The organism is Priestia koreensis, from assembly GCF_022646885.1.
In the GTDB taxonomy this organism is placed as follows: domain Bacteria; phylum Bacillota; class Bacilli; order Bacillales; family Bacillaceae_H; genus Bacillus_AG; species Bacillus_AG koreensis_A.
Window position 1 is genome coordinate 42,812 of record NZ_CP061869.1, and the last position, 20,340, is coordinate 63,151.

The 20,340-nt window shown below is 35.7% G+C and carries 28 protein-coding genes and 1 pseudogene; 26 read left to right on the forward strand and 3 right to left on the reverse strand.

Annotation, left to right across the window (positions count from 1 at the left end):
- Nucleotides 1-121 precede the first annotated feature (121 nt).
- The 3 genes from coaD (at nucleotide 122) to IE339_RS23895 (ending at nucleotide 1,814) form a co-directional block, all read left to right on the forward strand.
- On the forward strand, nucleotides 122-610 hold the full coding sequence (coaD, locus tag IE339_RS23885; RefSeq protein ID WP_242176456.1) for a pantetheine-phosphate adenylyltransferase: 489 nt from the start codon (nucleotides 122-124) through the stop codon (nucleotides 608-610).
- A 244-nt stretch (nucleotides 611-854) separates the two neighbouring features.
- Nucleotides 855-1,424 (forward strand): restriction endonuclease, encoded by a 570-nt coding sequence (locus IE339_RS23890; RefSeq protein ID WP_242176458.1) that lies wholly within the window; start codon nucleotides 855-857, stop codon nucleotides 1,422-1,424.
- 18 nt (nucleotides 1,425-1,442) lie between these two features.
- On the forward strand, nucleotides 1,443-1,814 hold the full coding sequence (locus tag IE339_RS23895) for a hypothetical protein (RefSeq protein ID WP_242176459.1): 372 nt from the start codon (nucleotides 1,443-1,445) through the stop codon (nucleotides 1,812-1,814).
- Between the two features lie 48 nt (nucleotides 1,815-1,862).
- Here the strand turns inward: IE339_RS23895 and IE339_RS23900 are convergent, their stop codons facing one another.
- Complete coding sequence (locus tag IE339_RS23900; protein ID WP_242176460.1) at nucleotides 1,863-2,999, reverse strand: tyrosine-type recombinase/integrase; 1,137 nt, start codon at nucleotides 2,997-2,999, stop codon at nucleotides 1,863-1,865.
- A 419-nt stretch (nucleotides 3,000-3,418) separates the two neighbouring features.
- On the opposite strand from IE339_RS23900, the gene IE339_RS23905 reads away from it, so the two are divergent.
- From IE339_RS23905 to IE339_RS23960, 12 genes are all read left to right on the forward strand, one after another.
- Complete coding sequence (locus tag IE339_RS23905; protein WP_053403488.1) at nucleotides 3,419-3,679, forward strand: hypothetical protein; 261 nt, start codon at nucleotides 3,419-3,421, stop codon at nucleotides 3,677-3,679.
- 30 nt (nucleotides 3,680-3,709) lie between these two features.
- On the forward strand, nucleotides 3,710-4,696 hold the full coding sequence (locus tag IE339_RS23910) for a helix-turn-helix domain-containing protein (protein WP_242176461.1): 987 nt from the start codon (nucleotides 3,710-3,712) through the stop codon (nucleotides 4,694-4,696).
- Between the two features lie 200 nt (nucleotides 4,697-4,896).
- Entirely contained in the window at nucleotides 4,897-5,244 is a 348-nt protein-coding gene (locus tag IE339_RS23915; protein ID WP_053403486.1) for a DUF4257 domain-containing protein, read from the forward strand.
- A gap of 94 nt (nucleotides 5,245-5,338) precedes the next feature.
- The gene (locus tag IE339_RS23920) at nucleotides 5,339-5,716 is read left to right on the forward strand and encodes a hypothetical protein (RefSeq protein WP_053403485.1); all 378 of its coding nucleotides are present in this window, start codon (nucleotides 5,339-5,341) and stop codon (nucleotides 5,714-5,716) included.
- A 101-nt stretch (nucleotides 5,717-5,817) separates the two neighbouring features.
- Nucleotides 5,818-6,366 (forward strand): hypothetical protein, encoded by a 549-nt coding sequence (locus IE339_RS23925; protein WP_242176462.1) that lies wholly within the window; start codon nucleotides 5,818-5,820, stop codon nucleotides 6,364-6,366.
- A gap of 109 nt (nucleotides 6,367-6,475) precedes the next feature.
- On the forward strand, nucleotides 6,476-6,913 hold the full coding sequence (locus tag IE339_RS23930; RefSeq protein WP_242176463.1) for a hypothetical protein: 438 nt from the start codon (nucleotides 6,476-6,478) through the stop codon (nucleotides 6,911-6,913).
- A complete protein-coding gene (locus tag IE339_RS23935; protein WP_242176464.1) occupies nucleotides 6,910-7,209 on the forward strand; it encodes a hypothetical protein in 300 nt (99 codons plus the stop codon). The genes IE339_RS23930 and IE339_RS23935 overlap by 4 nt, the downstream gene beginning before the upstream one ends.
- Nucleotides 7,206-7,442, forward strand: coding sequence for a hypothetical protein (locus tag IE339_RS23940; protein WP_242176465.1), 237 nt, complete (start codon nucleotides 7,206-7,208; stop codon nucleotides 7,440-7,442). Before IE339_RS23935 ends, IE339_RS23940 begins: the two co-directional genes overlap by 4 nt.
- Before the next feature lie 171 nt (nucleotides 7,443-7,613).
- Nucleotides 7,614-7,874, forward strand: coding sequence for a hypothetical protein (locus IE339_RS23945; RefSeq protein ID WP_053403478.1), 261 nt, complete (start codon nucleotides 7,614-7,616; stop codon nucleotides 7,872-7,874).
- Nucleotides 7,875-7,940: 66 nt separating this feature from the next.
- Nucleotides 7,941-8,129, forward strand: a complete 189-nt coding sequence (locus IE339_RS23950; RefSeq protein ID WP_242176466.1) for a hypothetical protein — start codon at nucleotides 7,941-7,943, stop codon at nucleotides 8,127-8,129.
- A 19-nt stretch (nucleotides 8,130-8,148) separates the two neighbouring features.
- Nucleotides 8,149-8,331 carry a hypothetical protein gene (locus IE339_RS23955; RefSeq protein ID WP_242176467.1) on the forward strand — a complete coding sequence of 61 codons (183 nt, stop codon included), beginning with the start codon at nucleotides 8,149-8,151 and terminating at the stop codon, nucleotides 8,329-8,331.
- Nucleotides 8,332-8,468: 137 nt separating this feature from the next.
- Nucleotides 8,469-8,996, forward strand: coding sequence for a hypothetical protein (locus IE339_RS23960; protein ID WP_242176468.1), 528 nt, complete (start codon nucleotides 8,469-8,471; stop codon nucleotides 8,994-8,996).
- A 397-nt stretch (nucleotides 8,997-9,393) separates the two neighbouring features.
- Here the strand turns inward: IE339_RS23960 and IE339_RS23965 are convergent, their stop codons facing one another.
- Nucleotides 9,394-10,053: a hypothetical protein gene (locus IE339_RS23965; RefSeq protein WP_242176469.1), complete on the reverse strand. Its 660-nt coding sequence runs from the start codon at nucleotides 10,051-10,053 to the stop codon at nucleotides 9,394-9,396.
- Between the two features lie 634 nt (nucleotides 10,054-10,687).
- Between IE339_RS23965 and IE339_RS23970 the strand changes: the two genes are divergently transcribed.
- From IE339_RS23970 to IE339_RS24020, 11 genes and pseudogenes are all read left to right on the forward strand, one after another.
- Nucleotides 10,688-11,194 carry a C40 family peptidase gene (locus IE339_RS23970; RefSeq protein ID WP_242176470.1) on the forward strand — a complete coding sequence of 169 codons (507 nt, stop codon included), beginning with the start codon at nucleotides 10,688-10,690 and terminating at the stop codon, nucleotides 11,192-11,194.
- A 192-nt stretch (nucleotides 11,195-11,386) separates the two neighbouring features.
- Nucleotides 11,387-11,548, forward strand: a complete 162-nt coding sequence (locus tag IE339_RS23975) for a hypothetical protein (protein WP_242176471.1) — start codon at nucleotides 11,387-11,389, stop codon at nucleotides 11,546-11,548.
- 468 nt (nucleotides 11,549-12,016) lie between these two features.
- Entirely contained in the window at nucleotides 12,017-12,592 is a 576-nt protein-coding gene (locus tag IE339_RS23980; protein WP_242176472.1) for a suppressor of fused domain protein, read from the forward strand.
- A gap of 928 nt (nucleotides 12,593-13,520) precedes the next feature.
- Entirely contained in the window at nucleotides 13,521-13,844 is a 324-nt protein-coding gene (locus IE339_RS23985) for a hypothetical protein (RefSeq protein ID WP_242176474.1), read from the forward strand.
- A 31-nt stretch (nucleotides 13,845-13,875) separates the two neighbouring features.
- On the forward strand, nucleotides 13,876-14,319 hold the full coding sequence (locus tag IE339_RS23990) for a riboflavin biosynthesis intermediates N-glycosidase (protein ID WP_242176513.1): 444 nt from the start codon (nucleotides 13,876-13,878) through the stop codon (nucleotides 14,317-14,319).
- A 345-nt stretch (nucleotides 14,320-14,664) separates the two neighbouring features.
- Nucleotides 14,665-14,955 (forward strand): annotated as a pseudogene (locus IE339_RS23995) (recombinase family protein); the annotation flags it as partial.
- A gap of 125 nt (nucleotides 14,956-15,080) precedes the next feature.
- Nucleotides 15,081-15,506 (forward strand): hypothetical protein, encoded by a 426-nt coding sequence (locus IE339_RS24000; protein WP_242176476.1) that lies wholly within the window; start codon nucleotides 15,081-15,083, stop codon nucleotides 15,504-15,506.
- 449 nt (nucleotides 15,507-15,955) lie between these two features.
- Nucleotides 15,956-16,555 (forward strand): HNH endonuclease, encoded by a 600-nt coding sequence (locus tag IE339_RS24005; protein ID WP_242176477.1) that lies wholly within the window; start codon nucleotides 15,956-15,958, stop codon nucleotides 16,553-16,555.
- Between the two features lie 19 nt (nucleotides 16,556-16,574).
- Nucleotides 16,575-16,913: a DUF7716 domain-containing protein gene (locus tag IE339_RS24010; RefSeq protein WP_242176478.1), complete on the forward strand. Its 339-nt coding sequence runs from the start codon at nucleotides 16,575-16,577 to the stop codon at nucleotides 16,911-16,913.
- A 162-nt stretch (nucleotides 16,914-17,075) separates the two neighbouring features.
- Nucleotides 17,076-18,365, forward strand: coding sequence for a DinB/UmuC family translesion DNA polymerase (locus IE339_RS24015; protein WP_242176479.1), 1,290 nt, complete (start codon nucleotides 17,076-17,078; stop codon nucleotides 18,363-18,365).
- 26 nt (nucleotides 18,366-18,391) lie between these two features.
- Nucleotides 18,392-18,730, forward strand: a complete 339-nt coding sequence (locus IE339_RS24020) for a YolD-like family protein (RefSeq protein WP_242176480.1) — start codon at nucleotides 18,392-18,394, stop codon at nucleotides 18,728-18,730.
- A 1,055-nt stretch (nucleotides 18,731-19,785) separates the two neighbouring features.
- On the opposite strand, the gene IE339_RS24025 is transcribed toward IE339_RS24020, so the two are convergent.
- Nucleotides 19,786-20,223 carry a hypothetical protein gene (locus tag IE339_RS24025; protein WP_242176481.1) on the reverse strand — a complete coding sequence of 146 codons (438 nt, stop codon included), beginning with the start codon at nucleotides 20,221-20,223 and terminating at the stop codon, nucleotides 19,786-19,788.
- Between the last annotated feature and the right edge of the window lie 117 nt (nucleotides 20,224-20,340).

Here is a 20,340-nt window from a genome sequence, read left to right on the forward strand (position 1 = left end):
AGAGCTGACGTTCAAAAGTTAATGGGTGAATTATTTGAATCCTAATGAGATGAAAAGCGTCTTTCACGAGGCGCTTTCTTCTATTAATAATGGAATGAGAGTTCTTAAATGAGGTGATTAATTGAAGGCTATATATCCAGGGAGCTTTGATCCTGTTACAAATGGACATATTGATATTGTAAAAAGAGCGAGTGAATTTTTTGATGAAATTATAGTAGCCGTTATGATAAATTCTAAGAAGCAATACTTGTTTTCACTTGAAGAACGAAGAAAACTTATTGAAGATTCATTTGAAAACAATAAAAAAGTCAAGGTTGATACATTTGAAGGATTGCTTGTAGATTATATGAGAGAGCACAATTACAGAGCCATTATAAAAGGTTTGAGAACTGTTACTGATTTTGGGTATGAAGCTCAGATGGCTTTAACAAATAAAAATCTATATAAAGAGTCTGAAACTTTTTTTATTCATTCTCAAGAAAAATATTCCTTCCTTAGTTCAAGTATAGTAAAAGAAGTCTATATTAATGATGGAAAGCTATCAAATTATATACCTGATCATGTTGAAAAGGCACTTTTAAAAAAGATTCAAACTACAAAAAATGATTAATGTAGAAGTGTGTTTTTTACTTCTTTTGAAAGGGCATTATGAAAAAATGCACTTAACCAAATAGGGGCGTTAGTTAAATAATGAGACAGGAAAAAAACTGTTTCATTATTTAAAGTTATTAGAAGTAATTCTTGCAAGCAGAGCAAATATTATTCATATATTTCAACCTCTAAAAGAGATCTTCATACGTTATTATTCGCCTTGTTAAATTAGCACAATTAAACTCGAAGGGAAGGTGGGCAACATGGCTAAAAGAAGACGGAAGAAAGAAGATCCAATTGCTCAGTTGTTTATTGGACTCAGCTTTTTCATATTCTTTTTAATGTATGTCTGGACGGATTCTATATTTCTAAGTATCTTTACTATCTTTCTACTTATCGCTCTATTTGTCTTTACAGGAATTTATCGTGCAGCCAAACAACGTGAACGTTTAAGAAGATCTGGTATTAATGAGATTGATCAAATGAAAGGACATCGTTTTGAACACTATCTGAAAGAATTATTTGATGGTCAAGGATATAAATCAGAAGTAACAAAGGCTTCGGGAGATTTTGGAGCAGATCTTGTGTTAGTAAAAGATGGCCAAAAAATTATTGTACAAGCTAAGCGCTATAGCAAAAAGGTTGGGGTAAAAGCGATTCAAGAAATTAAAACAGCGCAGTCTTATTACAAAGCTGACTTTGTTTGGGTTGTTACCAATAATTATTTCACAAACCCTGCGATTGAATTAGCAAAAGCGAATGATGTAAAGCTTATCAACCGAGATTTACTGATTAATTACATATTGAGACTTCAGGAATCAGCAGCAAAATAATAATATAGGTGTGAGAAAATGAAAAGAATTACTCTTTTATTAGTAACAAGTGCTTTTTTAATCTCATTATTAGGTTGTCAACAAGACAATAATAATCCAAAGTACGCAGAGGGTAAGGATACAATAGAATCTTCAGATAATGGTCGTTACCAAATTATGAAAGGGTTCGATGGGACTGAGGATTATATCTCTCTTGTGGATTATAAACCAGTAATTGAAGAAGAGATTATTTCTAAGATCTCTTCTTATAAAAAAGTAAAAGAGTTGCTTTTGGTTAAGGGTGACCAGAAATATGTTATCTTAGATACAGAACATAATAAAGTAACCAAATATACGAACTTACACTCTGTTCCAAAAGAATATCAAAGCATCTTTAAAAAGATGAAGTAGTTGTTTTACAAGCCTCCATTAGTGGAGGCTTGTTTTGTATTTGTTATCTTAAAATTCGTCCTGCTTCCATAATAGAGAAGCATTGTTCTTCTTCTTCAAGTATCGATCCACATAAATCTCCGTGGTTTTGGAAGATTCATGACCTAGCGTCTGCTGAACCCTAAACAAATCCGCTCCTTTTTCCAACGAATGAATCGCGTAGAAGTGACGAAAGGTATGAGCGGTCACATTCGTATCATGATGCTGCAAAAAAGATAGATTGGTCCGACGTACCAGTTTGGATACATAATGAGAAAGGTACGTGTAATTATACGCTTTATTGGTGTAAGTCGTCACCAGGGGACTTTCATCTTGAGCGCTTAATGTCGTGGACAATCCTCTAATCTTTCGAAACGTGCAAAGCGCTTCAAAGACATACCCAAACAGGTAAATATCTCGCTCTTTTCTCCCTTTTCCAATGATGTGCAGCCAGTACTCTCCGTTCCCGTATTTTAAATCCTTCCATTTAGCCGTGGCCAATTCTTGTACACGCATCCCAGTGGTTGCTAAGAGTAACAGCAACGCATAGTTAATTGGGTGCTCTTTGTAATAATCAATAATTTGCTGGGTCTCATTGTACGAGAGATCCCGGTTTGGAAGGTCATCTCTTCGGATCGATGCCGAAAGCAGCGCATCTTGTAATCGGTGGGTACAGTACCCACTTTTATGTAGAAACTGCAAAAACGATTTTAAGATAATCGTCTTCTTCGCAATCGTTGTAATCTTGTAAGGTTGTCCATTGCGGCCTAGTGGAGCGGTCGACAACCACTTTTGATATTCCTTCACATGTCGAGGACGAATGTTTTTCAGAATCGATCCTTCTTGATAATCGGGTACATCATTTTTAAGGGTTTCTTCGTACGTGTGTAATTGCTTATAGAAGCTCACTAACGTACTAGCGTACTCCTTCTTGGTCTTTTCTCGCCGATTTTTTTCCTCTTTTATATCCCTTTCTTGATGCAAAAAGTAGTAAATCATCTCCATATCAGTAAATTGAGCGAATGGTTCATCACAAAATTGTTCCGTTTCGTACTTTTTTAACTCCATATTTTCACGATATGAAGGGCCGATTAAGTGTGTAACGATATCTTTTGGGGCTATTTTCTCCATTTTGTTCATTTTTATTTGAGGTAATCTGTTTTCCATTTTCATCCACCTCCATTTTAATTTTAATTCATACTTTACCCATTTGTTATTAATACATATATGATCCTACTAGTCATTATCTATCACATTCATTATATCATAAAATAACAGTCTATTATTTGAGTATATAGAACTATATATATATTATTATGTATTCAATATAATATACATTAACAACAAGTATATCATCTTGATTTTTTTTCATATAGAAAAAAATAATAAGTCTAAATTTCACCAGAGAAAGAAGGTGATTTTTTCCTCTAGTATAGATTTTGTGGAATGTTTCTTACGTTGACCAATACCACTACATTTTTTCCTAGTACATTTGTATGAATTGCTGACTACCTCTTTAAGTCCCACAGAAGGTGAGCCGATAAAAATATACTTTGACTTCTAAATTATTAATGTAGGTGATAGAGTTGAAAAAGAAAATATTACGTAACATTCCCGATTTAGCTACAGAACGTTATGAGGAGGGGGATTTCTTTCCACACACCAATAAGAGATGGCATGAATCAGACCTTGAATACATTGCGAAATTCTATGATTTTGATGGAATTGAGTCCGTATCCATGGCTCTGGGTAGAAGTGAAGAGTCCGTTAAATCCCGCTTTTATCGATTACAACGGGCAGGAAAGATAGATTCCTATCGCAAATTTGGACGCTTTTGGATAAAATAAGAGTAAACACAGTAGCAAGGAGTTTTCATTATGGACCACAGTGGTCAAGATAAGAAATTGCTAGATACACAGGAAGCAGCCGATTTATTAGGGGTTGAAAGAGCCAGTATCTATCGATATGTAAGAGAAAAGAAACTCGTACCTGTTCATCACTTTAAATCTAAAATTTATCATCGCAACCATTTTAAACGAGAAGACGTGCTCTCCTTACAGAAAGCTCAGGATAAGCCAGGACTAACAACCGGTGAGGTAAGTAAGCGACTAAGTATACATCCAACAACCGTTGCAAAATACATACGTGAAGGAAAGCTACACGCAACAAAGCACTATTATAATGGAAGAAACCTGAACTTTATTTCAGAAGAAGAGCTCGAGCGCTTTTCAAACGAAGAAACCATTCACGTTAAACGGTTTATTACTAAAGATCGTTCCTACGCTCTTTATCAACCATTTATTCATCCTCAAACACGTGAATTTGGACGAATAGTTGCAATAGAAGACGAAGAGGTAGAACTTAAAACGAGTCATGACCGCGTCCTAACAAGAAATGAGCTAGAGAATGAACAATTTGAGCCTCTCTATACATTTTCAACGATCCCTTATATAGCGAGACGAGGTACGATTTCCTTTTCTTTCCCAAGACCACGTCATCTATCGGATATTGTCTGTCAGGTTTTAGATCGATTTTACAAAGAAATTGGCATTGCGAATATGATGTTGGTTGAAAAAGAGGAAGAGATCCTTTTGGATGTAAAACCGTGTTCATTGGCATTCTCAAAGCAAGACCAATCTGTGGATTTAATTCATGAAGAATTACTCTTATTACAAGAGTGTGTAATTGAAGGCGAAGTAACCTTACAACATGAAGAAATTAAATTGGTGTCCGACATTACACCAGTCGCTCTTTATTTACCTTCCAAGTTGAAAGAAACATTACGAACAGTAGCAGCAAAGGATGAAAAAACCATGGAAGAGTGGATTTTAGAGAAAATTTATCCATATTTAGAAGAAAAATGATGAAATAGAAGTCAAAGTACCGTATACTAATAGAGTAACTATTTTTATCTTTTTTTTGCAACCATTTTTGGTTAGCGGTTTACCTAACAAACACAGCGATCTTTGGATCGAATTTTATTACACACTACCCGTGTGTCTAAAATTCCTCCAAAGATCGCTTTTTTTGTGTTTGCACAAATTTAGAGAAAGGGGGAAGGCGTATGCTACAAACAATCATTTATGCGGCTATTATTGGGGGAATAACAGGTTTTGTTTCGCATATCATGCGTAATAACAAGTCCATTATTTTTCCTAGAAGAAAGAAGAATCCAAAAAGTTTTTTCTTAGGGTTTTTAGCTGATATTTTGGCTGGATCAACAGCGGCTGTATTTGCTGTTACTTATTTAGTTCCTGAGACAACTAGTCTTCGAACATTAATGGGGATCTCAATCTTAGCTGGATTATCCGCTGAAACAGTGTTATTAAATCGCCAGTTATCGCTTGAGCAATTAAAAGCCGATAGCAAAGAGAAATTAGATGACCGAAATCAACAGATTCGTCGTCGATAATAACAAAAGAGAAGAGGATCTAATTCCTTCTCTCTTTTGCAAGTTTATCCTACATGCTATAATGGGAATAACAGGATGTATAGGAGGTATGAAAATGCCAATGAGTCCAGAGGATGAAAAGAAATACCTTGAGCTTCGTGATAACGTAAAATTCGCGGATACTGCTGAAGAAGTATTGTATCATAAGACCATTTTTAATGACTTTAAACAAGAGTTAAAAGAAAAAGGTCATCTTACACTTACTGATCTTTTCACTGATGAAGAGAAAAAACAGTACGACGAATTATACGAAGAACTAACCTATGCAACTTCCAGAGGAGAAGTTCTTTATTACACGAATGAAATTGAGAAATTATTTGATCAAGTGTCCGCTAGGGAAGAAGTTCGTCTCGCTAAAGATGAAAACTCTGCTACGGAAGAGATTCGTCTTACTAAGGATGAAAACTCTACTACGGAAACTTATGCATACTAGAATAACTACATATGTAGAGTGATTAGAGTCATTAACAAACCATTGTTAATGACTTTTTTTGTATTTAAGAGTAAATAACAACCAAACCATTAGGAGGAATTATGATGTTGAATACAATCTTTTTTTCTGTGATCTTTTTTGTGCTAGGAATGCTTATTCGTGAACGTATATTAAAGGGCAAAATGAATGGTGACATTGAACGAGCGGTGCTCGATAGCCATTGTAAGCAAGAGTTACTGACTCTTTGGGAACGAAATTTACGTGTAAGCGGCGCCAATCAACAATTTTACAAAACATTTATTCAAAACGTTCGAAATACGGAATCCTTGTATCTGACAATCAATGAGAACCAAGCGTTTCAAGTGGTTGCAAAGGAAATGGAATCTCACGGGGTTCTTTCTCTTAGCTCTCAGTTAAGTGATTCTGAACGTGCGGAATATGAAAAAGTGGAGAAAAAAATTATTTGCGCTCAATCTGTTGGGGAAATGAAGTATTTTGTCTCTCAAGCCAACCAATTATTAGATGCAGCTGAGTCTAGACTCGAAGAGGATCATACCTCATCGAAACGCAATCAAAAGGTCATTGATTTCAAAAAAATCGATGCAGAAGTTAATGAATTAATGGGCTTTGATAAGCGCCTTGCGAAATAAGATCATCATGACCTAAATGAATCCTATTAACTAGGAAGTGGCTCAAGCCGATAATGAATGATTCATTATCGGCTTTTTTATGTAAAAAAACCGAAGAGGAGAATCGCATATGATCCAAACATATAAGGGGCGTACCATCGAAATTGGTGCTACAGTAGATGTATACAGAAATCTTAATCAAAACGGACTTTACTCCGTTCGAGATAGCAAGACAGGGTTAGTATGCTGTCATAGTAGTAGTGTACGTTTATCAAATGTCACATTCAAAGTATCCGAGAGTGGACGTCAAAAAACCGTAAGCGAAAAACGGAAGCGCGTGCATGCCTTTGTACGTGGGACATTGGAAGAATTAGAAGGGAATTGTCCAAACGGCTTTGAGCCTGTTTACTACAATCCCTATGTCACGTCCTTATTCGTAAGAGAACAAAGTAACCTTCCGATCCATGCAGCCGAGAGCGCATTTTTTGAAGGAAAGTATGCGTATGCACCTTGTGAGAACGACGAATACGACCTATTTTCCTTTAGTGAAATGGAGGAAGAACAATGATAAAACTAATGAATGAGTATCTATCAAACTGGTTTCAGACCTATTTCCGAGAAAAACAATTAGGGGAAGAAACGTGGACTTTTTACATTGATGGAGAGAGCCATAAGCTGTCCACTTCATCGATTCAAGCGTTCATCTGTAGCAATCTAGACGTTCGGTTGCAGATGGAGATCAAGAAACAACTGGTGTATTTAGACTATTATAATCAGGATATTCAAGACTATTTGCATTATTTAGCGAAGAATATCCTCGACATAAAGCTACATCACCAGGTGGAAGTGAGGAATGAAGGATGAGTGGAAAAGTATCCATTTCAACGAGTGGTTTTGCGACGTCTTTCTCCTGTTGTGGCCGCTGGCAACAATGCGATATGGGACGACGAGATTGTGTTCATAGTGATCCAATCGTCTCCACCTATTGCCGTGCCTATCAGCTTCATAATGGCAAAGAACCGCGTGTACAAAAGATTCTTAAACAAGAGAAAGAAATTGTTTCGATCAATTCACTAGAGCAATTAAGTTTGTTTTGAATTCTAGCAAATTTTGTCTTGCCACCTTTTCAACTGTCTATTATAATAGAGACAGGTAAATATTAGAAAAGGGATAAGCCCATGAATCATAGCTAACTGCGGTTAGTTATGTTTTGTGGGCTTTTTTCGTTTTCTTTCCACCTAAAAATGAATGAAAAAGGAGATTAGGGAATGGAAAAAACGATGAATTTAACAGGAGCTGTTACGTATCAAGCAAAGCGAGCGAAGGTAAAGGTGATGTCTTGGTTACTCAACACACGCTCAAATGAAACAAGTGATAAAGGGGCTTGGATCTTCTGGTCACTCGTTATCGGACTAGTCGTAGCGCTTATTTTTAAGACAGGGGCTATTACCGCTTTTGGAAACGTGGTATCACGATTTGTAGGAGCTACTACAGGAAGCACCGATGTACCGTCTGGCTGGGGGCAGTAAGCATCAATCCATTACACACGAGGGCTTTTCAAGCCCTCACCTATTTTTAGAAGGAGGGCGAAGCAAATGTTTTTACTCGGTATGTTGATTGCCATCGTTGGTTTCTCATCAAACTTTTTCCTTATTGATACCATTGATGATGGATCAAATAGTGAATCCACACGATTTCAAGCCCTCTCTTATCTAAATTACGCGCTCAATATACTCGCCGTTGTCGGCGTTATTCTATGTCTCAAAAGTTTGTGGTCATTTTAACGAAAAGGAGAGTGGTTCTGTGCTCAATTTAGCTATTTTTGCACTTTTAGTTGGTTCCGCAGCCATGGTGTTGCACCGAATGGTCAATAAGAAGCCTAATCGAATACTGTATGTCTTGTTAGGTTGTATTGCCTTCGGAATCGGTTCATTTTTCTATTTCTATGAGAAAAATTCCTTCGAGCTTATTCTAGCTTCCATCTAATTTTTACTCGAATAGAAACGCTAAGCATTTCGCGCTAAATAAATATTTAACGCAATTTATTGAATGGATGCATCACATGTTATAAACTGTATGTATTGGATATTATTGAAAAATAAGATCGTACAGAGAAGGGACATGTGAATCAAATGGACCAACGTCAAAAACAAATACAAACCGACCTAAAAAATCTAATGCCTTATCCACTCGTCGTACCTATCGCCACTCCTTTTTTTGTCGGAGCTGTTTTAGGTATTTCTTTTTTATTCTCACTCTTTTTGTACCCACTACTAGGATCATTGATCCTATGCATCGGGGCAGCCTTTGCATTGGGATGGTTTAGTGACAAAGAGTTTCAAGGAGAACTGTACCTGACGATGTTATCGAAAGCTCAAGCAACCAAGAATATTTTCGCAATGGATGGGGAAATCGATCAAATTCGAAAAAAGTATACGATATCCCATATCATCCAAAGCTTAATTATCGTCATTGGGTTCAGTTACAGTTACTCTCTCACAAATGGATACGCGACGCTCTTTGTCTTAACGATTAGCTCGTTGCTATTGGGTATTCGTATCTATCGTGGCTTAATGGGGGCTCATACCGCAAAGTTCTTGAAGGCCGCCTTACTTGAAATTGTCAGGGAACAAACTGAAAAAGGAATGTGATTGGACCATGGCCATTTGTAATTACAAGTACCAAGATAAAGTAAACTATGTATTAGCAATCCATACAAACCTTGTTTATACTGTAATCTTAGCTTTATTAATCTAGGGGAAAAAAGCATGTTTAATATCTTCACTTGCATGTTTAGTACAAGCAGGAATAATATAATAATTTCAAAAGGCCGCAAATAAAAAAACAGACATGCTGACTTAAGAACATGTCTGTTTTTTTATTTTGCAGATCTTTAACTTAAAAAGCACTTATTAAAAGGTTATTCTGAACCTCTTTTTTATCTATCACTGATCTTTGAAATTTATATGTCTTCCAAAGATCAGTGAATAGTTTAAGAGCATATCTCAAATCATAAATCATTTTGATTATGTATGTTCTTTATAAAGATTAACCTACTGAACCATCGGCATTACAATAGAACTCCAAGGAAAGTTGATGACTAGATGAAATGCCGTTTAACGTATATTTACCACCTATAGTAATAGCATATGTACGCCCGCTATCAATTAACTCTTTAGTAGTTCCAGATACTGACCAACTACCTGTTCCTTCTAATTTTGTAGTAATTGAATTACACGAAACAAAAAAGTTTCGGCGTCTATCTTGATCATATGAAGTATTAAAATTACCTGTCACATTAATAGATCTAGAAACACCGTGGGAACTAATAGTTTTTGATTTAGTTTTTGTAACGGAAGACATAGAGTAAGTTTTATTACTTCCTTTTGATACAGAAAGTTTCATATTTACTCGCTCAGTAGCAATTTTTTTAAATTGTTCAGGTGTTACCCAATCTTCTTGTTTAAATTGCTTAAATGGAACAAGAGTTAATTCTTTTCCTGGATTTGCTGCATTTACTGCTTTAATTATTTCAGCATATTTCTTGTAGTAACCTTCTTTTTGCTTTTGAGTTAATTCATGCTTTTGAGTCACTGCTGTTTTTGGTGCTGTAGAAGCTGAAGCAGCTCCTGCTCCTAGTGCTCCAAGCGTTATTGCTGTAGCAGATATTGCGAATAATCCTTTTTTAAATGTACCGATTTTTTTCATGTAAATCCCCCTAATTCTTAGTGCTTTACTTGCACATTTTTATGTTACTTCAATATAATAAACCCATTAAATGTAAAAGTAAACATTTTTTACATAAAATATTACTTTTTATTACTAAAATTATATTATTTTACATTTTTATTAAGATATGTTAATAGAGATTTGACTAGTGATGAAAAAAAAGAGAATTATCTCTCTAAAATACTCTACTTTGTAGACAAACCAAACATGAAATATTCTTAGCATAAAATAGGAGAAGAACATTACAATACATAAAATTTAATCAAATACAATCTCATTTAAAATATCTTTAAACGATGACTGATGAGGGTATAAATGGCGTAAGAAAGGTATATATAGGAATTTTAAACATATTGATATTGCTGGCATCAAAAAGCTTTAAAGACTTCATTAGCAGTTCCATGGCTGTGCATCAAGTATCAGGCTTACCAACAACTATTAAGATTTACCGCAAAAGCCTAAATGAAAGAAAAAAAACAAAAGAAGGGAAGGCAAGAAGAAAATTAAACAAATCGAAATTGTAAAAGGAGAGGTTATAGAAATGAGTAAATCATCAGAAGGTCAACAGTAACAGAAGGTAGGAGAAATAAGAAGTGCTCAAGTGTCCGTTCCCATGGAGAATCCTGTCACGAAGCCAGTTACTCAACCCGTTACTCCATCTATTCCAGAACCTAATCCGACACAGGTAACTTCACCAGCAGAGCAAATTCCCACCACACCAGTCACGAGTCATTCAAGCGTCCTAGAAGCGGGATCAACCCTTATCGGACGCACTGTGTACAAATTCGGTGGTGGACGCACAAAAACAGATATTAACAATGGCTTATTTGACTGTAGTAGCTTTGTTCATTGGGCCTATGCACAAATAGGAGTAGACTTGGGTAACCGTGGTTGGGTCAGTACCGAAACACTCAAAAACAAAGGACGAGCTGTAGCTGTGAGTGACATGCAGCCAGGGGACTTAGTATTCTTTGATACCTATAAGAAAGACGGACATGTGGGAATTTACGCAGGTAACGGGAAGTTCTTAGGTTGCCAAGGCAAGTCAGGGGTCGCTTATGCAGATATGACGAAAGGCTATTTTAAAAAGAAGTTTAACGGTCGTGTACGTCGAATTTAATTATGAATAGAAAAAAGTTACCTCAATATTTCCGCAAGATCTTATCTATGGATTAATAAGAAAGACCCTAAAGAGTCATCTAACGATATTGAAGATATAAAGCAGGAAATTCAGTACTCCTGTCTAGGAGCTGATGATAAACTGGCAAATCTAATTTTTAAAAATAACGAACTAAAGGGTATTATTAAGCTGGTGAAAGATCATTTAGTGAATCCTAAAGATTTAGCAGTAAGTAGATATAGCCAAGTCTCTGACTCCCTATTAAAGAAACAGGGATGGGATACATTAACGAATGTAGGAACGATTAGTATGAACCTTGAAGAGAAAGAAACAAATGAAACCGTAAGAGATTAATTTTCTTTTATGGTTTTTTATTTTACTAAATTTACAATAATACTTAGCATATATAGTCTAGGTGTGTATAATTGCTGGCTGACATTAAAATTAAACAACTGCAGTTTATAACTGTAAACTAGATGACAAAGGGCGTAAAGTTAAAATTGGTAATAAATAGAATTGCAGCCACAAGTGAACAAAAGGGAAATCTGGATGATTTTAGAGTGAGATAAATTGAAAAATGAGGTGTTTGAAATTAATAACTCGTGACGGTAATACCATCATGTAGTATCGTTTTAACAATTGAATGAACTGAACGATAACGAAAATTAGGAGAGATGACAAAGCTCGTAGCAATAAAAGGTAGGTTGGGTAATAAAATTACTAGTTTAGCAACAGGAAAGATAAAGATTGTGTTGTATTTTTTCGAGGGACGATCGTTTATTTTGGCTATTAACAATTAATTATGATTATAGGAGGTTTAGTATGACAGTTACTAAAGCGAACAGAATTATTGCCAGAACTGCTTTAGAAGCATTTGGAGGGAAACCCAGTGTATCAAAATATTGGGATGAAAATAACATGAGCAATGTTGATATATTATCGACTATAGATCAATCTTATGAGGGTGTTACTTCTTATTCTACAATTGGTTTATCTGATTATTCAATTGGATACTCAGTTGATGAAAAGCCATTGCGAGTAGAAATTGTAGGCACTAGTGCAACCATGTTTAAACTCTTTCCAAATGTATTATCTACATGTGCTTTTAATATTATAAATACAAAGTTACCTATCACTCACGGTAAAATATTCAAAGGGGTAGTAAGAATGTACTATCCAAATAGTGAGATGGAACATGTACTATTTACTTCACCTTTCTTATGGGAAAAACTTATTCCGTTAGACTTTACAGATAAGAAAGTTACATGGTTACTTGCAGTACCAATTTCTACAAAAGAGTTATTATTTACGGAGAGAGAAGGAACAGGAGCGTTAGAAGACTTATTTGAAGAAAAAGACATAGATATATTTGATATTAGTAGAAATTCAGTTATATAACTATTATTTAACCCTGATTAGCTGTTGCTTTTCAGGGTTGCTATTTATAGAACTATTGACTAATGAATTAATTGTTTTAAAAAGGATATAACTATCTCTTTCTATTCCTATATGATATAAAATAACCCGTATTTATACAGGGGAGAATATTACGATCGTTAAATGGGTGAAGACGTAGAGATTATACCACAAATAGATAGATTTTTAACTCGGGATACGTATACAGGCGATATCACAGATCCTAGAAGCTTAAATCTATATTCATATTTGTATAACAATCTGGCTTATTACAATGATCCGTCAGGACACTTCCCATTCCCATTAATCTTTGCTGGATGGATCATATATGATTTCTTTAGAACATTCTCAGATCCGTGCTCGACTAACTTTGATAAAGGGGTTGCTTTGGCTAGTTTAATACCAGGAATAGGACCTGATCCCAAAGCGGAAAAGTCTTTTGAATTTGGTACTGACGTAATAAAGAAAAGCGATCATTTCCTTGAAATGGACTTGCAATTTTATCTTCTAAGGGTACGGTTAATTCTAACGAAAATATAGTATATCGTGCGTTAAATCAAAAAGATTCAGATAGACTTAGTCAAGGGTTAGGATTAGAAGCTAAAAACCCTAATGGAACATGGAAACTCGATGAGCATCTTGTTGGTGGTTTTGGTAAAGCTTCATGGGCAAATGATCCATTTATTTCAACAACAGATATTGATGTTGCTAGAGGGTTTAATCAATCAGGAAGTAATTTAGGAATAGTGAAAATTGATTTGAATAAGGTACCATATCAAGCTTTGAAAGGATATGAAATATACCCAAGATTAAATGGTGTAGAAGGATTTCCATATCATTATTCAATTTGGCAACAAGAAGTTTCTGTCCATCAAAGTATACCTATAAAGGCAATAAAGGGGTTCGTAAAATGATAAACGATAGAATAATTGAAATTGAAGAAGAAATAAATAAACTAACTGTTGAGCTATTAGTTCCTATTAGAACTTCAAAAACAGTTAATAAAGAAGCATTTGATAAGTTATATGTACTACTAGATGAATTAAAGGAACTTGTGAAGGAAGAAATATTGATTAGAAGGAAGTTAGCAGGATTGTTGTTCTTTATATATACATCGATATCTGCAGAAGCAGAACACGCCCATTATTCCAACCCTATTTTTATCGAAACTGGAAAGTTAGAAGGCTATTTGAGTGAAATACTTTGGGATTCACCGTTTGGTAAATGTGTTTAAAAAATTATTAACTAGAAAGCGGGAAGATAATATGGCTATATACTTTTATAAGATAGGCGATGAGTATGGTTGTTTTTCAAATTTCTCTCCACATGGATTTGAGTTGGATGGTCAATTTTGGAAGACAAGTGAGCATTATTTTCAGGCGAAAAAATTTGCTAGAACTGAATATAAGGAACAAATTAGGCTCTCATTATCACCAATGGAAGCTGCTAAAATGGGACGTGATAGGAGTAAACCGCTTAGGAAAGATTGGGAAGATATTAAAGATGAGATTATGAGAAAAGCAGTCCTGAAGAAGTTTACTACGCATATGGATATACAAAAGGTATTACTTTCTACTGAAGATAAAGTAATCATTGAAAAAACTTCTAATGATTACTATTGGGGATGTGGAAAGGATGGTTCAGGAAAAAACATGTTAGGTATTATTCTAATGGAAGTTCGAGAACTGTTAAAAAAGAATGTCCAATAATTACAATTAGAACCTTGATTGGCTTTTGCCTTTCAAGGTTTTTTATTAGCACATATAATGAAATAGTATCATTTTAAATCAAAAACTCATGATGGTAAGCAGAATTACGAGATTGATTGCAGTGACATTTATATATAACGACCACCTTACTATTCGATTTAAATTTACAAACGAGAATGACAAAGCTCGTGGCGATAAACAATGAGCAACGTAAAAGGGGGTTCTTATTCTGACTTGGCTTATAATTTGTGGGTTGTATTTTAACTAGAGACGGTCGTATAATACTCGCTATTCGTTTAAAAAGCGTTACAAAAATTAAAATTTATGTAACGGGAGGGTGGAAAGTTGAACGTTGTTGGGTATATAAGAGTCTCCACTCAAGGACAAGCAAGAGATGGATATAGCATGAAATATCAAGAAGAAATTAAAGCGTTTTGTATAGAACAAGGCTTGAACTTAATACATATTTTTAGAGATGAAGGAATTAATGGCGCAAAATTGAATGAAGATGCACTAGAAATAGATAGAGTGGGCTTACAGGAGATGTTGGCTCACCTTTCGTCAATCCAAATTGATTATGTGGTGGTGCTCAACACAAGCAGATTATGGCGGTCAGATATTGTGAAGGTACTGATACAAGGTAGAAAAATAGCTAATCCTCATAACAGTAATATCTTAGAGGAATTGTAGCCATGGGAGCACGATGCAGTTGACCTATTTAGACATTACAAAGATTCAAGGCCAAAAGGAGAGTAAAACAATTGAACTATGAACGTATCATGAGCAAAGGATTTAGTGATAAAGGTAGATGTAATGTGATAAAATGGGAAGTTCAATCGGTAGATGATGGTCAAGAACTTAAAATAATTTTTCTAGGTAAGAATTCCCTTTACCGCCAAGGGATTTGGTTAAAAACAGATAAGGGAATAGAAGTCATGGGGCGTAATTTTTCATCAATAGATCTATGGGAAGATAGCGCTCCAAAAGAACTAGTTCTTAAATGTTTTACCAGCAATGGTGTTATAAGTTTTTATAACATTTGGGATAAAGGAGAAGGGAAAAAATCACAATCATATTCATCTGGTATGATGATTAAACAACAAGGCAACAAAGTGATTTATAACTGTAACGATATCGGTTTTGAAACAAATTTTGATAAATTAATATTTTCTATAGAGAAATTATAAAAATATGTTTAGTAGACTTTAATTGGCTAAATGCCTTTCAAAGTTTTTTTATGGGTAAAGAATAATGTCGATTTAAATAAATTTTTATATTCACTTCACTAATAATTAGGGAAGAAAAAGACTCACTAGATTTTTCAAAAGGTTATGAGTTTATCTCCATATTTTTAGCTTAGATGTTTAAGGCAAAACTCAACCTGTTTATGACTCTATAGGTAGAAGGCCCAGTAGGGCAAGTGAAATAAAAAATAGACCAGAACTATTTTTGGATTAATGATTATGAAAAAAGATAAAAATTGTAGACAACCTTTTAAAAGATGATGTAGATAATAATTGGAATTTAGATAGTGTAAGCTCTAGAATACAGTAAACGATTTTTCATCAATAACAATCCAGCTTATTACAACAATCCGTTGGGACACTTTCCATTGCCATTAATCTTTGGAGCGCTTATGGGTGAATGGGCCATATATGATCTCTTTAAAACGTTCTCAGATCCGTGCTCGACTAACTGTGATAAAGGTCTTGCTTTAGCTGGTTTAATACCAGGAATAGGACCTGCTACCAAAGCGGAAAAGTCTTTTGAATTTGGTACTGACGTAATAAAGAAAAGCGATCATTTCCTTAAAATGGACTTTCAATTTTTTGCGTCTAAGGATATGGATGTTGGTAGGAAGTGGTCTTCTGATAAAGGTATATATTCTGCAGCGTATGAAGCTAATTTGCCAAAAGATATGTATCCTAATGTAAGTTCGCCAAGACACTTTCAAAATACTAATGAGCAACTGTATAATACGTTTGAGAGTGTTTCAAGATTTAAGCAACAAATGGAAGAATTATACCCGAGAATTAATAAAGGTGTACAACCAGGTAAAAGAGGAAAATTTTCACGTAATTCACCTACCAACGAAGGAACTTGGAATCATCATTCCAATCGTGAAGGGGTTACGCAATTAGTACCATGGAGCCAGCACCAAGCAAAGGGTCCAATCCAACAGATGCTTCATCCATGTGTCCGGGGTGGAATGGAGAATTGGGCTGGTGGACGATAACTAATTGGAGGAACTAAATATGGGAAAATTAGTGGTATTGAGAAACGTATTATTGAATGCAACCGATTTAAATTGGGACGATTCTTTATTTTTATCTAGTAATGATGATAAATGGTCTCTGATATCTGAGTGTTATTTATATAATTTAGATCATTTAGATGACGATGATGAAATTCCTAAATTTGCTCGAGATAATGATTTTAAATACGTTCTATCTATAGCAGATGTTCAAGATATTGTTAGTAATGCACAGCAACAGCTTATAAAGTGCTCTGAATTGGACCTATTTAATGCATTTTATTATTATTTTAAAAATGATGCTTTTATATCGTTTATTTCACTGCCTCCCGTACGATAGAAAAAACATTATTATGTCTTAAACAAGTAATTTAAAATCCTTATAGAAATGCTCATCTAGCGCATTCTATAAGGATTTTTTTATTTTCATTGTTAAAATTCAAATTTCCGCATATAATATTAACAGAACAAATGTTCTTATTGTGAGGTGAGGAGAAAGAGAATGTATGATTATTCCCAGTTTCCAGACAACAAGGTGATGGCCATCGATGTCAAGAGTTTCTTCGCAAGCGTAGCCTGTCTCACGCAGCTCGGTACGCCACATGATCCGCTTACCACAAAATTAGCAGTTGTGTCTGATTTATCGAGAGAGTGGTCGGTGGTTCTTGCAGCATCCCCAGCGCTCAAAAAAGAGTTTCCTCGTATTAAAACAGGATCAAGACACGGAGAGATTCCAAAACGAAAGGATATTCATATCGTGGAAAGCGCCATGAGTACCTATATCAAGTACTCCAATATGGTGACAAACGTGCTGTTAGACTATGTAGCACCGCAAGACCTATACGCCTATTCGGTCGATGAGAATTTTATCCAGTTAAAATCGTACAGTAACTATTTCAAGATGGATCTCACAACGTTGGCGGAGCGCATCCAAGCGGATATACGCACACGAACGGGGATTCCTGTCACGATTGGCATTGGACCAAATCCACTAATCGCCAAGCTTTGTTTAGACTTAAAAGCCAAACATTCGCCAACAGGGATTGAGCAGTGGCGCTATGAAGACATTCCGACTAAACTATGGCCATTGCGTACATTAAGCGACATGTGGGGGATTGCCAAGAAAACCGAAGCGAAACTCCATCAATTAGGGATCTACAGCGTGGGTGCATTAGCAAAATATCCGAAGAAGTACTTGATTCAGCATTTCGGGAAAGTCAAAGGGGAAGAACTGCACCTACACGCCTGGGGAATTGATTTCAGTCGTTTGGACGAACGATATGTTCCGCACTCTACCTCGATCTCAGAAAGCCAAATCCTCATGCGTGATTATACGAAGATTGAGGAGATTCAAACCATTCTCTTGGAACAGTGTGAGAACCTAGCGTTTCGCGCTTTGAGAACCAAAAAATTCGCTCGGACGATTCACCTCACGATTCAGTACAGTCATTCAGGCTATGGAAATGGATTCTCACGACAGATGCAACTGGACACGGAAACAAACTTCACAAAGGAGATCTATGACGCTTGCGTAGAACTATTTCATCGTCATTATACGGGTGAGCCTGTCCGAGTCATTGGCGTTTCGCTCAAGAATTTAGTTTCTGATGATGAACGACAGCTGGATCTATTTGAAGATGAGGCAGAGCGTGAGAAGCGGTATCGATTAGCCACCGTCATTGATCAAATCCGTCAGAAGCATGGAAAGAATAGTTTGCTCAGAGGATCGAGTTATTTTCAGCATGCGACGGCTAGAGAGCGTAATGGAAAACTTGGCGGTCATAAAGCTTAATGATAATGGAAATGGAGGAAAAGAGGATGACAAAACAAATGGGAAGAACGATGGTGAAATGGCAGCCCTTCGCATCTCTGCCTACTCAATATGAAGGAATCCGTGATTTGATCGAAGAAAAGAATAAGTTGCCGCGCCCTATACTCTCTGATGATCAGAAAGAGGAGATTAGTCGTGTGCTTCAGGAAGCCCTTGAAGCACAAAAAACGATTCATTTCACGTACTACAAGAATGGAATGCATCTCAATGAAATGGGAGAAATTCATAAGGTAGATTTACATACTAACACGATTGTATTCATTGATGTATTTAGTTATCAGAACGTACATAAGTTTGAAGACATAATTAATGTTAGATTCGCTTAAATGTGACAAGTATCGTCAAATTTGTACGCATCTTCCGTGTAAAAGTGCCAGCTATAAAAATTCATCTAGTTAGAACACGTAACCGATGTTCTCTGTATTTAGCAAATCTAGTTATTAGAATAACACCCACACAAAAAGAGAGTCCTCATCTTCTTTTTGTGTGGGTGTTATTTATTTTTTAGCGCATAATCAAGAAATGTATTGGACCTTCGGCATCTTTACTTTAAAAATATGACTTAGTGCAACATTATGAATTTGTATAACAAAAGGCTATTAGATTTTACTACATTATGTGTTGTTCTCATATCACGTTTTTGTATAGCAGCTTGATAACTTAGTGCCTCATAAACTTTCATAAAAAAACTCAATTATTTAAAAAAACGACTCAAAAAAAACTACTTTATGTAGGTACACGAAGGAGGTGCGAACATGAACAAAGTTTCTTGACATGAACTTCTTGCATGACATTTTTTTAGTATTCATGAATGGGTGGGTGATATGTTTTTATCATTACTATAACCCAAATGCTTATTTGTCATCTTTAGCATACGTATAATGAGTTGATGAGTAGGAGTAAGGGGATGAAAACTAGGAGGTGAAGGGCATGGCTAAGTTGCTTGATATGATTTCAAAGCACTTTAATGGTTTAGTTGTACTAGTAGCAATCACAACTCTCGTTCTAATGTTCACTCGTTAATTACAAGGAAAATTAGCATATAAAAAGTTATCTACTTACCAGGGGAATAGCAGTAAGAGATAACAGAAAGGAGGATACAAATATGGCTCTTCTTAACTTAGTGTCTAAACACTTTAAAGAATTTACTATCGCACTATCGGTTTTAACTATTGCACTATTGGTTTTAACTGTACTTTCAGCTTTAATTAATCGTTATTAATTCAATTCAAAAATGCTCCTATTCTGTGTCACATTCGCACAGGATGGGAGCATTTTAAATATATGTGATTAGATAATAGCTATAATCAAAAGGATGGACGCAAATCCCCAAAAATAAAGGTCACCAGAAGGGGCGGAATCGGTCTTATTCAATGTGGATTTAGAGGTGTATTCGTAGCGTCCCTGTTTCATCGGCCTGTAATCGTAGGAACGATTCTCCTCCTCCAGCTGGTGTGTTTCTAGTAGAGGATAACGACGGTTCTTGACCTTGTTTCCGTTCCTCTTTTGCTTGTTTCCCATGCGTTTCTGCTTGACTGTGTACTCTTGGTGTAAGCTCATTTGACTCTTCCTTTCTATTCGTAGTATCACTGTCTAATTCAAGCCATAACGAGTGGTCTTCTAAGCTCCATACAGGGGCAGGGAAGGCTTGATCCTTCTCGGAAAATTCGTTGATAATCTTCTGAAACTCTTCGGTATGTACAGCCGTGAAAAGCGCACAGCGAATCAATTGTGTTCGTTCGAGACCCGAAGAATCGGCTAGTTTCTCCATATACTCTGCATACACATCCGAATACCGTACAGTAGGGCGGTAGACCACTAGTTACCTACCTTTTGTGTACGCAATAGGATCTCTTTTAACGCTTCTTTACCCGCAGCCGTTAAATAGATATTTTTCATTCCCGCTAATTGTTTTGCTAATTCCACTGTCATCTAA

Excerpts from the sequence above, each read along its gene's own strand:
- IE339_RS24015 (WP_242176479.1), top strand. The coding sequence starts at position 17,076 with ATGTATGATTATTCCCAGTTTCCAGACAACAAGGTGATGGCCATCGAT.
- IE339_RS23990 (WP_242176513.1), top strand. The coding sequence starts at position 13,876 with ATGGCTATATACTTTTATAAGATAGGCGATGAGTATGGTTGTTTTTCA.
- IE339_RS23930 (WP_242176463.1), top strand. The coding sequence starts at position 6,476 with ATGATCCAAACATATAAGGGGCGTACCATCGAAATTGGTGCTACAGTA.
- IE339_RS23915 (WP_053403486.1), top strand. The coding sequence starts at position 4,897 with ATGCTACAAACAATCATTTATGCGGCTATTATTGGGGGAATAACAGGT.
- IE339_RS23890 (WP_242176458.1), top strand. The coding sequence starts at position 855 with ATGGCTAAAAGAAGACGGAAGAAAGAAGATCCAATTGCTCAGTTGTTT.
- IE339_RS24010 (WP_242176478.1), top strand. The coding sequence starts at position 16,575 with ATGGGAAAATTAGTGGTATTGAGAAACGTATTATTGAATGCAACCGAT.
- IE339_RS23945 (WP_053403478.1), top strand. The coding sequence starts at position 7,614 with ATGGAAAAAACGATGAATTTAACAGGAGCTGTTACGTATCAAGCAAAG.
- IE339_RS23925 (WP_242176462.1), top strand. The coding sequence starts at position 5,818 with ATGATGTTGAATACAATCTTTTTTTCTGTGATCTTTTTTGTGCTAGGA.
- IE339_RS23985 (WP_242176474.1), top strand. The coding sequence starts at position 13,521 with ATGATAAACGATAGAATAATTGAAATTGAAGAAGAAATAAATAAACTA.
- IE339_RS23950 (WP_242176466.1), top strand. The coding sequence starts at position 7,941 with ATGTTTTTACTCGGTATGTTGATTGCCATCGTTGGTTTCTCATCAAAC.
- IE339_RS23965 (WP_242176469.1), bottom strand. The coding sequence starts at position 10,053 with ATGAAAAAAATCGGTACATTTAAAAAAGGATTATTCGCAATATCTGCT.
- IE339_RS24020 (WP_242176480.1), top strand. The coding sequence starts at position 18,392 with ATGACAAAACAAATGGGAAGAACGATGGTGAAATGGCAGCCCTTCGCA.
- IE339_RS23895 (WP_242176459.1), top strand. The coding sequence starts at position 1,443 with ATGAAAAGAATTACTCTTTTATTAGTAACAAGTGCTTTTTTAATCTCA.
- IE339_RS23900 (WP_242176460.1), bottom strand. The coding sequence starts at position 2,999 with ATGGAAAACAGATTACCTCAAATAAAAATGAACAAAATGGAGAAAATA.
- IE339_RS23920 (WP_053403485.1), top strand. The coding sequence starts at position 5,339 with ATGCCAATGAGTCCAGAGGATGAAAAGAAATACCTTGAGCTTCGTGAT.
- IE339_RS23910 (WP_242176461.1), top strand. The coding sequence starts at position 3,710 with ATGGACCACAGTGGTCAAGATAAGAAATTGCTAGATACACAGGAAGCA.
- IE339_RS24005 (WP_242176477.1), top strand. The coding sequence starts at position 15,956 with ATGGGTGAATGGGCCATATATGATCTCTTTAAAACGTTCTCAGATCCG.
- IE339_RS23940 (WP_242176465.1), top strand. The coding sequence starts at position 7,206 with ATGAGTGGAAAAGTATCCATTTCAACGAGTGGTTTTGCGACGTCTTTC.
- IE339_RS23970 (WP_242176470.1), top strand. The coding sequence starts at position 10,688 with ATGGAGAATCCTGTCACGAAGCCAGTTACTCAACCCGTTACTCCATCT.
- IE339_RS23980 (WP_242176472.1), top strand. The coding sequence starts at position 12,017 with ATGACAGTTACTAAAGCGAACAGAATTATTGCCAGAACTGCTTTAGAA.
- IE339_RS23935 (WP_242176464.1), top strand. The coding sequence starts at position 6,910 with ATGATAAAACTAATGAATGAGTATCTATCAAACTGGTTTCAGACCTAT.